This window comes from Methylophaga sp. (genome assembly GCF_030651745.1).
Map to the genome: position 1 here is coordinate 1 of NZ_JAUSCC010000138.1, position 11,345 is coordinate 11,345.

The window sequence follows — 11,345 nt, forward strand, 5'->3', positions numbered from 1 at the left end:
AGTAAATTCGGGAACCCGCCTCATGAGAATTGCGCAAGAAGCCCTGACATTTGATGACGTTTTATTAGTCCCCGCCTATTCAAATGTTCTGCCGCGCGATGTCAGTCTGTCAACACAACTGACACGTGACATCACCATCAATATTCCACTGTTATCCGCCGCTATGGATACCGTCACTGAAAGTCGTCTGGCAATTGCCATGGCACAGGAAGGCGGTCTGGGTATTCTGCACAAAAACATGACTATCGAGCAGCAGGCTGACGAAGTCCGCAAAGTGAAAAAATTTGAAAGCGGTGTGGTACGTGATCCGATAACCGTCGGACCTAACACTTCAATTGGTGATGTAGTGGCTTTGACCCGCGCTCACAATATTTCCGGTGTTCCTGTTGTTGATGGCGATGATTTGGTCGGTATTGTCACCAGCCGTGATTTACGTTTTGAAAAACATTTCGATAATCCGGTGTCTTCAATCATGACCGGTAAAGACAAACTGGTGACTGTAGGTGAAGATGCCAGTCGTGAAGAAGTGTTGCATTTGCTTCATACCAATCGCATCGAAAAAGTGCTGGTAGTCGATGATAAATTTCATCTGCAAGGCATGATCACTGTTAAAGATATTCAGAAACAAACAGATAATCCACTGGCTTCCAAAGACGCTCAGGAACGTTTACGTGTAGGTGCCGCGGTTGGCATTGGGGCTGAAAGTGAAGCCCGCGTTGATGCACTGGTCGCTGCCGGTGTCGATGTGATTGTTGTGGATACCGCACACGGTCATTCACAAGGTGTATTGGATCAGGTTCGCTGGGTAAAACAGCACTATCCTGAAGTTCAAGTGATTGGCGGCAATATCGCTACCGCGGCAGCAGCCAAGGCATTGGTTGAAGCTGGTGCTGATGCGGTGAAAGTCGGTATTGGTCCTGGTTCAATCTGTACCACGCGTATCGTGGCCGGTGTCGGTGTTCCACAAATCAGTGCAATCAGTAATGTAGCCGCAGCCCTTGCTGGAACCGGTGTGCCATTAATTGCAGATGGTGGCGTACGTTACTCAGGTGATATTGCTAAAGCGATTGTCGCCGGAGCACATACCATCATGATTGGCGGCATGTTTGCAGGTACAGAAGAAGCGCCAGGTGAAGTCGAATTATTTCAGGGCCGTGCTTACAAATCGTATCGTGGCATGGGTTCAATGGGCGCAATGCAACAGAAACAAGGCTCTAGTGACCGTTACTTCCAGGAATCCAGCGAAGCCGACAAACTGGTTCCAGAAGGTATTGAAGGCCGTGTGCCGTTCAAAGGCAGTCTGAGTCCGGTAATTCATCAGCTGATGGGCGGTGTGCGCGCTTCCATGGGCTATACCGGTAGCCGTACTATTGAAGAAATGCGTACCAAACCTGAGTTTGTCCGTGTTACTTCTGCCGGCATGAATGAAAGTCATGTGCATGATGTGACCATCACCAAAGAAGCCCCGAACTACCGCGTTAATTAATGTTGCATACCGGCTTCTAAACAGAAGCCGGTATTTTTTATCTGACTGTAAGAGAGATTCATGAGCAGCCATATTCACGACCATCGCATTTTGATCCTAGATTTCGGTTCACAATACACCCAGCTTATTGCCCGTCGTATTCGTGAGGTCGGCGTCTATTGCGAGTTACGTAACCCCGATATCAGTGAAGCGGAAATTCGTGAGTTTGCACCAAAAGGCATTATTCTCTCCGGTGGTCCCGATTCGACTATTGGCGAAGCTGCACCTGCCGCACCGCATTGTGTATTTGAAATGGATGTGCCGGTGTTGGGAATTTGCTATGGCATGCAAACCATGGCAACACAACTGGGTGGGCAGGTTGAATCGTCAGCACACCGTGAATTTGGTTATGCAAAAATCCGTGCCCGTGGGCACTCTGCCTTTTTGAAAGATATTGAAGATCACACCACCCCAGAAGGCTTTGGCATGCTGGATGTGTGGATGAGTCATGGTGATCGGGTCAGCCAGTTACCTGAAGGATTCAAAGTCATTGCCAGCACTGACAGTGCGCCAATTGCCGGTATGGCGGATGAAGAACGTCAGTTTTATGGGGTGCAGTTCCATCCTGAGGTTACCCATACCACACAAGGTCAGCGGATGATTTCGCGGTTTATTACCGAAATCTGTGGCTGTGAAACCTTATGGACCTCTGCCAATATCATTGAAGACAGCATTGAAACCATCCGTCAGCAAGTCGGCACCGATGAAGTGTTGTTAGGCTTGTCTGGTGGCGTTGATTCCTCTGTAGTGGCTGCTTTGTTACATCGTGCTATTGGTGATCAGCTGATCTGTGTGTTTGTAAATAACGGTCTGCTGCGTGAAAACGAAGGCGATCAGGTCATGGCTATGTTTGCCAAACATATGGGCATTCGCGTGATTCGTGTCGATGCCGAAGATCGTTTCCTGTCAGCACTGGCAGGTGAAAATGATCCAGAAACCAAACGCAAAATCATCGGCCGTGAATTTGTTGAAGTATTTGACGAAGAAGCGTCCAAACTCACCAACGTACAATGGCTGGCGCAAGGCACCATTTATCCGGATGTCATTGAATCTGCCGCCTCTAAAACCGGTAAAGCCCATGTGATCAAAACCCATCACAACGTCGGTGGTTTACCGGAACATATGAAGCTCAAATTAATTGAGCCGTTACGCGAATTGTTTAAAGATGAAGTACGTAAATTGGGTGTCGAACTCGGTTTACCAAGTGATATGGTCTATCGCCATCCCTTCCCTGGTCCGGGTCTGGGTGTGCGCATCCTCGGCGAAGTCAAAAAAGAATATGCCGATCTGCTGCGTAAAGCCGATAACATTTTTATCGAAGAACTACGTGCTCACGATTTATACGACAAAACCAGTCAGGCGTTTGCGGTCTTTTTGCCGGTCAAATCGGTTGGTGTCATGGGCGATGGCCGTCGTTATGACTATGTCGTTGCATTACGTGCTGTTGAAACCATCGACTTTATGACCGCTCGCTGGGCACACTTACCTTATGATTTCCTGGATCTGGTATCACGTCGAATCATTAATGAAGTCGCCGGCATCTCACGAGTTGTCTACGATATTTCCGGAAAACCACCTGCAACGATTGAATGGGAATAACACGTTATCATCTGTTGATTGAAGGTCGTGTGCAAGGTGTCGGCTACCGTATGTCGGCACAGATTGCTGCTGAAAAACTCGGCTTAGTCGGCTGGGTGCGTAATCTCAGTAATGGTCAGGTAGAGATGGTGGCGGAAGGTCAAGCTGAGCAACTTCAGCAATTAGTTGATTGGGCATGGCAAGGTCCTCGCTTTGCAGAAGTAACCGATATTTCCATCACTGAATCAGCGGCTACTACCGAATTTACGCATTTTGATATCCGCTAGATCAACTAACCGATAAAGGAATCAGTTATGGCACAGCGTTTTAATAGCAAAGGCTTTTTATTACGTTTGTTGTTTGCTGTTTTATTGGTTTTCATCAGCTATAACCCGAGTGGTTATAGTTATTTCCATTGGGCCAATGATGCTATTTTTGGCAATGGCACCAACATTACACCGCCCTTTGCTATGGCGACTGTAATTATTCTGATTGGCTGGACCGTTTACCTGCGTGCAACATTTCGCTCACTGGGCGGTTTTGGTCTGATCCTCGCCTTTGCCTTTTTTGCCATTATTATCTGGTGGTTATTTGATTTAGGTATTCTGGAACTACGTCATCACGCTGCATTTACCTATATTGCCTTATTTCTGGTCGCTGCTGTGCTCGCTGTGGGCATGTCATGGTCACATATACGTCGTCGACTTTCCGGTCAGGCCGATGTGGATGATGTCGATAACTAGACATTGTGGCGCTTCCACAATCTTCAACTAATCTTAAAAAACAAACCAAATCATCTCTAAATTTCAGCTTGAATTAAGTCTCGCACGCTATCGTTCTCTTTAGGGCTTGTTTATCTTTCATATTCGCCTTGTTGGGTAAAATGAGCCTCCAGCAGTGGTGGAGATGAAAGATAAACAAGCCCTAGTGTCATATCAATACGTCATATTAATAACTTAATTAGAGCTGAAGGATTAACGCATGTCATTTTTCTCGAACAAAACCAAATCGAGACTGTGGATTACCGCTCTGCTAATCACGACAGCGTTAAGCGGATGCCTCTGGTTCAGTACGGTCAGCTCCGCTAGAACAACTCTGGATAGCCGCTGGAATCTGCAACAGGATTATCAGTTCAGCAAGGTTCTTACTATTGATGGAATTGACGATAATTTATCCGGACTGACCTATCACCCTGAATCAGGACATTTGTATGGCATCGTCAATAATCCCGAACAAATTGTTGTGATCAGTAAAACTGGAGAATTACTGCGAACCATCGATTTAATTGGCTTCTCGGATACTGAAAGCATTGATTACGTGAAGGACAATATTTTTATTGTCGGTGAAGAACGACTGCAAACCATCAGCTATATTGAAATCCTTGATTCAACGACACACATCAATTATCAGGATGTTGAAACTATCGCAATATCATCTCCTGAAAAAGAAAACACCGGTCTGGAAGGCATCGCCATTTCACAACAGCATGGGTTATTTGTGGTGCGAGAAAAGCCTGCCCGGATCCTGCATTTCTCGTTGAACAATGATAACGATACAAGCCAATTTGATGCGATGAAGAATCTTCGTCTTGATGTGGGTGATTTTTCAGGATTGACGCTACTCAAGGATGGCACAGAGCAGAAATTACTGGTGCTCAGTGATGAATCGCATAGTCTGCATGTTATTGATTTAATGGGCCAGCAACGTTCCCAGCTCAGGTTGGGACGAGGTCCATTTAATCTTTGGCCAGTAATGCAACAACCAGAAGGCGTGACATCTGATACCGATGGTAATATTTATGTGGTCGGTGAGCCCAATGAATTATTAATCTTAACGCGAAACCACAACCCTAACAGCTAGGTGCTTGGGGCAAAACTGCTTTTACGGCGTACTTTTCGCGACAATAATTTTTGTAATTGGTATTTATCTGCGTCGGTTAGCTGTTGATGACCGCGATATTGCAGGTAAAAGCGTAATCGTTGGCTACGAGTCAGTTTATATTTTGCAACGCGATCCAGCATAGCCAAATCTTTGATGCAGCGGTAACGCAATAAGGCCCCCCGCCAGAAAGCCCCTAACGGACAATCAATCACATATAACCGATCCTGATCATCCACCAGCAGATTGCGCCATTTGAAATCATTGTGCACAAAACCATTTTTATGCATTTTTTGCAGCATTTGCGCGGCTTGCAAACTGATTTTATTAACCCATTTTGCATCACTCAGACGTGGGTCATCAGCTCTGGCGAGGCTGGCTAAATCTTCACTCACCGGGATTTCTTCAGTGATCATGGCGCCTCTCTGAAAGAGGCCCCATTGTGTTTCCATTCCATAAGCAACCACGGGGGCCGTTGCAATGCCCTGTTGTGCAAACCACAACAGATTTTCCCATTCACTCTGGATCCGAGGCTTACCCAGAAAACGTCGCAAGCCTTTTCCCCCTGAGACATAGCGCTTGACGTAATAACGACGGCCTTGATGGCTGATGCGGATCACACCGGAGATGCGTTCATGGGTAATCACTTCGCCTTCAAGGGCAAAGATTTTATCCAGGCTGCCAAATAAAGCGTCAAGGTGCTGAAACTGCGGGGTAAGCCGCCATTGGGTTGATGTTGTCATGCGCGACATTCTAAACGACCAGAGACATTGGCTCCACAAAAAAGCCAGTCAGTCATTTACCCACCCATGAAAACGACAGCGATACTGAAATAAATCAAAATACCGACAATATCTGCCATTGAGGTAATCAACGGCGCACTGGCAGTTGCCGGATCAATATTCACTTTGCTTAATAAAAATGGCAGGCTCATGCCCATTAAACTGCCGACAATCACCACGGCAATCATTGATAAACCAACAACCCATGCCAGTGCGGTTCCTCCCTGCCAGTAACCGATAAACGAAATAGCCACCCCCATCGTCACACCTAACGCAATGGCAACGGAAATCTCTTTGATCATCAACCTGCCCCAATCTTTCATCCGTACATCGCCTGTGGCCAGTGAACGCACCATCAAGGTTGACGACTGGGCACCGGCATTACCACTGCTACCAATAATCAAAGGCAGGAAAAACACCAACGCCACCACGGCAGCAATCATATCTTCAAAAGTAGCGATGGCTAGGCCAGCGAAAATATTGACAAATACCAGTAACAGCAACCAGCCAATACGTTTGCGATACAACAATACCGTCGAGGCTTCACTAATATTCAGATTAATCACGCCCACCGAACCCATTTTATGGAAATCTTCGGTAGTTTCGGCCTGCGCCACGTCAAGAATGTCATCGACTGTGACCATACCCAGCATCACTCCATCCCCATCAACCACCGGTAAGGCATCCAGATCATAGTGCTGCATCAGATTGACAGCTTTTTCCTGATCTTCTGTAGCATGGATATAGATAAAACGCCGATCCATCAGCTTGCTGATAGCGGTATCCGGCATCGCCAAAGCCAATTTCCGGATATGCAGCGTATCGGTTAGTTTATTTTCATCATCAATCACATACAGGTAATTGAGCAAAGAGGTATCCTGATGCAGGCTACGTAGATAGTCCAATGCCTGACCGGCAGTCCAACTTTCATGAATACTGATAAAGTCCGGCTGCATCAACCGACCAACACTTTCGGCCGGATAGCCCAGCAACAACTGTACTTCTGACAATTTTTCGCGTGGCAAACGCTGGGTTAATGCCTGTACAACTTCAGCGGGCAACTCATCCAGAAACGCAGCACGATCATCGGCATCCAGATGACGAACCATGTCCAACGCATCTTCATCACTCAGTGTTTTAAGCAATTCTTCTTTGGCATTCTGCGATAAATAGCCAAATACATCAGTAGCAGTTTGTCTTGGCAGGATCCTGAAAAACAATGTTTGTTCGAGCTTGGGTAAATCACCTAACAACGCCGCAATATCCTGAACTTCAATGTTGGCGACACACTGCCGTAACAGTTCAAAATGCATTTGCTGCAGTAACTGCTTCAATTCACTCAAACGGGCTTGATGTGTTGCTGGGTGGTGATGGGGATCATATTGCCAGGGGTTGAATGCGCTCATGCCGATCCCTTAATTTTTTATTGTGATTTGAAAGTTGTTTAGCTCTTTACCGCTATTATTTGGCGCTTATTATTACTGAGTGGTGACAATGACAACAGCGTTTTTATCACTTTCTGCACAAATAAAAAAAGGCAGAGGGGCGCTCTGCCTTTTTCGTTTTCGCGGAGGAGATTAATCAGGCTTCATAAGTTGAGGCTGAGACATTTCCACCCCTGCCTGTCCAATTGGTATGGAAAAATTCACCGCGCGGTTTATCCAAGCGCTCATAGGTATGCGCGCCAAAATAATCCCGTTGCGCTTGCAACAAGTTGGCAGGCAGTCTTTCACTACGATAACCATCATAAAACGCAAGAGCACTACTGAAAGTGGGTGTCGGCACACCTAGGCTGATGGCACAAACTACCGCTTTACGCCAACCCGGCAAGGCTTCGGTGATGGCATCAATAAAGAAGTTATCCAGCAACAGATTTTCCAGCTGTGGATTACGTTCAAAGGCATCACGAATATTACCTAGGAAACGACTGCGAATAATACAGCCGCCACGCCACATCAAGGCAATGCCCCCATAATTAAGTTCCCATCCATAGGTTTTGGCAGCTTCACGCATCAACATATAGCCTTGGGCATAAGAAATAATTTTCGAGGCATATAAAGCGTCACGAATGGCATTGACCATTTCAGCTTTATCGCCGGAAAATTCACCTGCCAGAGCTGGTAACACATTGGAGGCTGTGACCCGTTCATCCTTAAGAGCCGATAAGCAGCGGGCGAAGACCGCTTCTCCAATCAGGGTTAATGGAATCCCCAAATCCAGTGCATTCATGCCGGTCCATTTACCGGTGCCCTTTTGACCAGCGGTATCCAGAATATGATCAATCAACAGGCTGCCATCCGCTTCTTTAACCGTCAGAATGTCACGGGTTATTTCAATCAGATATGAGTCCAATACGCCCTCATTCCACTCAGCAAACACCTGCTGAATTTCATCTCCAGACATGCCCAGACCTTCACGCATCATCTGATAAGCTTCACAGATCAATTGCATATCACCGTATTCAATACCGTTATGCACCATTTTCACATAATGACCTGCGCCATCATTACCCACCCAATCACAACAGGCTTCACCATCAACTTGGGCAGCAATAGACTGAAAAATGGGTTTAATGGCTGGCCAAGCTGCGTGATTACCGCCAGGCATCAGAGAAGGTCCAAAACGCGCACCCTCTTCACCTCCGGAAACGCCGCTGCCAACAAACAGAATGCCTTTTTTGTGTAACTCATGGGTACGCCGGTCACTATCATTAAACAACGAGTTACCGCCATCAATAATGATGTCGCCTTTATCCAGATAGGGCACCAATTGTTCAATAAAAGCATCCACCACCGGACCGGCTTTCACCATTAACATTACACGTCGTGGAATTTGCAGGCTTTCGACAAATTTTTTCAAATCATGGCAACCAATAATATTGGTGTCTTTGGCTGGTCCTTCCAAGAATTCATCGACTTTGGAGGTGGTACGGTTATACACCGCTACCTTAAAGCCTTTATCATTCATATTCAGCACCAGGTTCTGTCCCATAACGGCCAGCCCCACCACGCCAATATCTGCTTTTGTGTTTGTGTTTTGAATCAATTCGCTCATTTCTGTTCTACCACCTTTATGTATTCGCCTCGGGCTTCGCGAGTCGAACCCACCACAATTCGGCAGGTTCCGGAAGCATCACATTCCAACGCACCACAAACCTCAATAAATTCACCTTTTTCCACCTGTCCTACGTAGGTGTGGGTAAAGGAAATCACTTCAGGAGTCATTGCGTTATCAACTTGGTATCGTGCTGGAAAATCAAATGCACGACTGTCATCGGTTACTTGGCATTGAATGGTTCTAATGCCTTGTTTAAGAAAATGTCGATGTTCAATATCGAGTTCATCATTAAGACAGACCATGCCAATATCGAATTTACTGCCATCAATCATCGCTTTATTGTATTTTCGATATTCGTGCCAGCTAAAACTACCAAAATCCAGTTCACTATCACGGCGTTGATAGTTTTCCTGCATTTGAGCATCATCCAGTTTCTGCAACTGATTATCAGCAATAGCACTCTGAATTGCTTTTCTGCATTGATGAAAAGCATCACGTCCATATAAAACCAAATCAATATCCGATGTGGATTTTTGCTGATTTATCAGCATGGAGCCGGTCAGTCCAATTGCATCAATATCTACTTGATAGTGTTGCAAAATCGTTATTAATTTATGAAATTTTTGTTGCAGTACATCTTCTGCCGGTTGCTGCAATAAAAGCTGCAATCGCTCTTCGGGCCGATGATGCCTAACTATTCTATCTACCGGCACCGCATGAAATGCAGCATCAAATTGGTCCGAATAATAAAGATATTCAGGATGGTGTCGTTCAAGTAAACGATTGGCCTGTTCGGTATCGACTTTATGCCAGCCGTTTTGATCATTTACATAACGTAAAAAGCAGCCAACTTTTTGTTCATGTGGGTGGTAACTTACGACGGCAAATATCAATCCCTCTTCTGTTTCAATGAAGTCTTTGGGCAGAAATGGAAAGCCTGTCTGTCTCAAAAACTTACCTCCGAATCATCAATAGTTATATTGTCATAGCCTCATTCTAGGGCTTGTCTGATATTCCAAACATACCCCTCAGCGCAAGAACCAGCAACAAAAGCAGTAAAGCATCAATCAACCAGCGTCCTTGTTCACCAAAAACGCGTCCATTATGCAAATCGGTCAATAACGCTGTCAGTTTTACGCCATAGGCTTCAAACTGCTGTCTGAGTTCGTTCATCGTTGATTCTGGAATAGGAACCGACTCACTCCATGATACGCCGTCCAGCGATATCAATTGCCAATCGTCCAAAATGGAATTGCCTTGCCACATTCCTGTTCGAGTTTGCAAAACCGGAAGACCATGATGTAAGCCGATATTCTGAATTTCAGCAGGGATAAGTTCTGCGGCACCTAATACGCTAATGTACTGACCATGGTTATCAAACAAGATCAGATTATCATCAGTAGCCAATACAATAATATCGTCCAGTAAAATCCCTCCTAACAATGGACGATTTAAACGCAGTTTACGTTCAGCATTCACATAGAGATGTGAGTCGATTTCGATAAACAACTGATCGGACAGTAACCAGCCATGGTCTACTGGAATATCCGTGACTTTGTAATGCTTCAGCAACCAGGGATGGGAGAGCGTGTATTGCTCCAATTTTAAATCTCTGGCGTGATTAAGCAGCAATCCGCAGATCAGCCAAATCAGAATCAGTAGCAAAATCATCCCATGAATTGCGACCTTAATCCCTTTCACCATTCAGCATATTCCTCAACAGATCTTTCTTACTTGCTTACAAGCATAGCTGAAAAGTGCTGTGGGATATTAAATTAGGCTATATTCAATCGCAAAAAAGAGGGGCATACCATTCTTAAATCGCGTTAGGTTAGCTATTGATTCTTATAATAGTTACATCATAACCCGCATATCAGCCTGATGAATTTCACGCTGCCGCATATGGAACAAGGCTTTACTAATATCAATCGCATAGGCAGCAAAATGTTGTTCAGTCATACGAATGGTAATAGCCCCCATATTAAGGTGCACCATTTGGCAATCGGGACAAAACTGGATATCACAGGTACTGGAAGAAAATACGTGTTCAGGCTGGCAGGAATTTGAAGCCATGATGAAGATCCTTATTTAAATATAAATGTTTTAGAGGCTTTCCAACATATCGGGTAAGCCCCGCTGTTGGCCTCGATGAAGTTGATAACTGAGTAACCAGCGTTGCGATAAGGCTCGCCAATGCTGTTTCTTTAAGGGATGTTCGTTGTGGGTAAGTAATAATCGGTAATTTCTGGAAATCTGTAGCGCCAGACATGCTGAGGCATGCTGGCGATACATTGATTCCAACTGTTCATTGGCTGCCAAAATAACGGCCTCACACCAGGTTTCTGCTCGTTCTGCTCTGTTTGCATTCATGATTAACTCAATCTGTGAGCTGCGGCGGCGAGCAGCATGCTCCACACAGTGCGTTTGGACTTTTTGTCCAGACAGTTAAAGTCGGCAGCGTGTAGTTTTCCCTGACTGATTAAAGCTTCCAGTCGATCAGGGCTAAACGCCACATGTATGGCATT

12 protein-coding genes are annotated in these 11,345 nt (G+C 45.6%); 5 read left to right on the forward strand and 7 right to left on the reverse strand.

From position 1 onward, the window contains the following. Positions 1 to 22 precede the first annotated feature (22 nt). From guaB to Q7V21_RS15575, 5 genes are all read left to right on the forward strand, one after another. Entirely contained in the window at positions 23 to 1,486 is a 1,464-nt protein-coding gene (gene guaB, locus Q7V21_RS15555) for an IMP dehydrogenase (protein ID WP_304918148.1), read from the forward strand. 60 nt (positions 1,487 to 1,546) lie between these two features. Then, complete coding sequence (gene guaA, locus Q7V21_RS15560) at positions 1,547 to 3,124, forward strand: glutamine-hydrolyzing GMP synthase (RefSeq protein ID WP_304918149.1); 1,578 nt, start codon at positions 1,547 to 1,549, stop codon at positions 3,122 to 3,124. Beyond that, positions 3,115 to 3,390, forward strand: coding sequence for an acylphosphatase (locus Q7V21_RS15565; protein WP_304918150.1), 276 nt, complete (start codon positions 3,115 to 3,117; stop codon positions 3,388 to 3,390). The genes guaA and Q7V21_RS15565 overlap by 10 nt, the downstream gene beginning before the upstream one ends. Positions 3,391 to 3,417: 27 nt before the next feature. Then, a complete protein-coding gene (locus Q7V21_RS15570) occupies positions 3,418 to 3,846 on the forward strand; it encodes a DUF6524 family protein (protein WP_304918151.1) in 429 nt (142 codons plus the stop codon). Positions 3,847 to 4,084: 238 nt separating this feature from the next. Beyond that, the gene (locus Q7V21_RS15575; RefSeq protein ID WP_304918152.1) at positions 4,085 to 4,963 is read left to right on the forward strand and encodes an SdiA-regulated domain-containing protein; all 879 of its coding nucleotides are present in this window, start codon (positions 4,085 to 4,087) and stop codon (positions 4,961 to 4,963) included. Here the strand turns inward: Q7V21_RS15575 and Q7V21_RS15580 are convergent. The 7 genes from Q7V21_RS15580 to Q7V21_RS15610 all read right to left on the reverse strand — a co-directional run bounded on the left by Q7V21_RS15580 (position 4,960) and on the right by Q7V21_RS15610 (position 11,190). Beyond that, the gene (locus Q7V21_RS15580; protein ID WP_304918153.1) at positions 4,960 to 5,724 is read right to left on the reverse strand and encodes a lipopolysaccharide kinase InaA family protein; all 765 of its coding nucleotides are present in this window, start codon (positions 5,722 to 5,724) and stop codon (positions 4,960 to 4,962) included. The genes Q7V21_RS15575 and Q7V21_RS15580 overlap by 4 nt on opposite strands. Positions 5,725 to 5,780: 56 nt before the next feature. Then, on the reverse strand, positions 5,781 to 7,169 hold the full coding sequence (gene mgtE / locus Q7V21_RS15585) for a magnesium transporter (protein WP_304918154.1): 1,389 nt from the start codon (positions 7,167 to 7,169) through the stop codon (positions 5,781 to 5,783). 175 nt (positions 7,170 to 7,344) lie between these two features. Continuing rightward, positions 7,345 to 8,817: a decarboxylating NADP(+)-dependent phosphogluconate dehydrogenase gene (gene gnd / locus Q7V21_RS15590; protein ID WP_304918155.1), complete on the reverse strand. Its 1,473-nt coding sequence runs from the start codon at positions 8,815 to 8,817 to the stop codon at positions 7,345 to 7,347. Then, positions 8,814 to 9,770 carry a hypothetical protein gene (locus tag Q7V21_RS15595; protein WP_304918156.1) on the reverse strand — a complete coding sequence of 319 codons (957 nt, stop codon included), beginning with the start codon at positions 9,768 to 9,770 and terminating at the stop codon, positions 8,814 to 8,816. The genes gnd and Q7V21_RS15595 overlap by 4 nt, the downstream gene beginning before the upstream one ends. Before the next feature lie 46 nt (positions 9,771 to 9,816). Then, entirely contained in the window at positions 9,817 to 10,524 is a 708-nt protein-coding gene (locus Q7V21_RS15600; protein WP_304918157.1) for a peptidase, read from the reverse strand. Between the two features lie 150 nt (positions 10,525 to 10,674). Next, positions 10,675 to 10,893 (reverse strand): hypothetical protein, encoded by a 219-nt coding sequence (locus tag Q7V21_RS15605; protein ID WP_069296083.1) that lies wholly within the window; start codon positions 10,891 to 10,893, stop codon positions 10,675 to 10,677. Between the two features lie 30 nt (positions 10,894 to 10,923). Further along, complete coding sequence (locus tag Q7V21_RS15610) at positions 10,924 to 11,190, reverse strand: hypothetical protein (protein ID WP_069296082.1); 267 nt, start codon at positions 11,188 to 11,190, stop codon at positions 10,924 to 10,926. Positions 11,191 to 11,345 lie beyond the last annotated feature (155 nt).

What these genes read in the sequence shown, in the direction of transcription:
- guaB (WP_304918148.1), top strand. Translation starts at nt 23, where the DNA reads ATGAGAATTGCGCAAGAAGCCCTGACATTTGATGACGTTTTATTAGTC.
- guaA (WP_304918149.1), top strand. Translation starts at nt 1,547, where the DNA reads ATGAGCAGCCATATTCACGACCATCGCATTTTGATCCTAGATTTCGGT.
- Q7V21_RS15565 (WP_304918150.1), top strand. Translation starts at nt 3,115, where the DNA reads ATGGGAATAACACGTTATCATCTGTTGATTGAAGGTCGTGTGCAAGGT.
- Q7V21_RS15570 (WP_304918151.1), top strand. Translation starts at nt 3,418, where the DNA reads ATGGCACAGCGTTTTAATAGCAAAGGCTTTTTATTACGTTTGTTGTTT.
- Q7V21_RS15575 (WP_304918152.1), top strand. Translation starts at nt 4,085, where the DNA reads ATGTCATTTTTCTCGAACAAAACCAAATCGAGACTGTGGATTACCGCT.
- Q7V21_RS15580 (WP_304918153.1), bottom strand. Translation starts at nt 5,724, where the DNA reads ATGACAACATCAACCCAATGGCGGCTTACCCCGCAGTTTCAGCACCTT.
- mgtE (WP_304918154.1), bottom strand. Translation starts at nt 7,169, where the DNA reads ATGAGCGCATTCAACCCCTGGCAATATGATCCCCATCACCACCCAGCA.
- gnd (WP_304918155.1), bottom strand. Translation starts at nt 8,817, where the DNA reads ATGAGCGAATTGATTCAAAACACAAACACAAAAGCAGATATTGGCGTG.
- Q7V21_RS15600 (WP_304918157.1), bottom strand. Translation starts at nt 10,524, where the DNA reads ATGGTGAAAGGGATTAAGGTCGCAATTCATGGGATGATTTTGCTACTG.
- Q7V21_RS15605 (WP_069296083.1), bottom strand. Translation starts at nt 10,893, where the DNA reads ATGGCTTCAAATTCCTGCCAGCCTGAACACGTATTTTCTTCCAGTACC.
- Q7V21_RS15610 (WP_069296082.1), bottom strand. Translation starts at nt 11,190, where the DNA reads ATGAATGCAAACAGAGCAGAACGAGCAGAAACCTGGTGTGAGGCCGTT.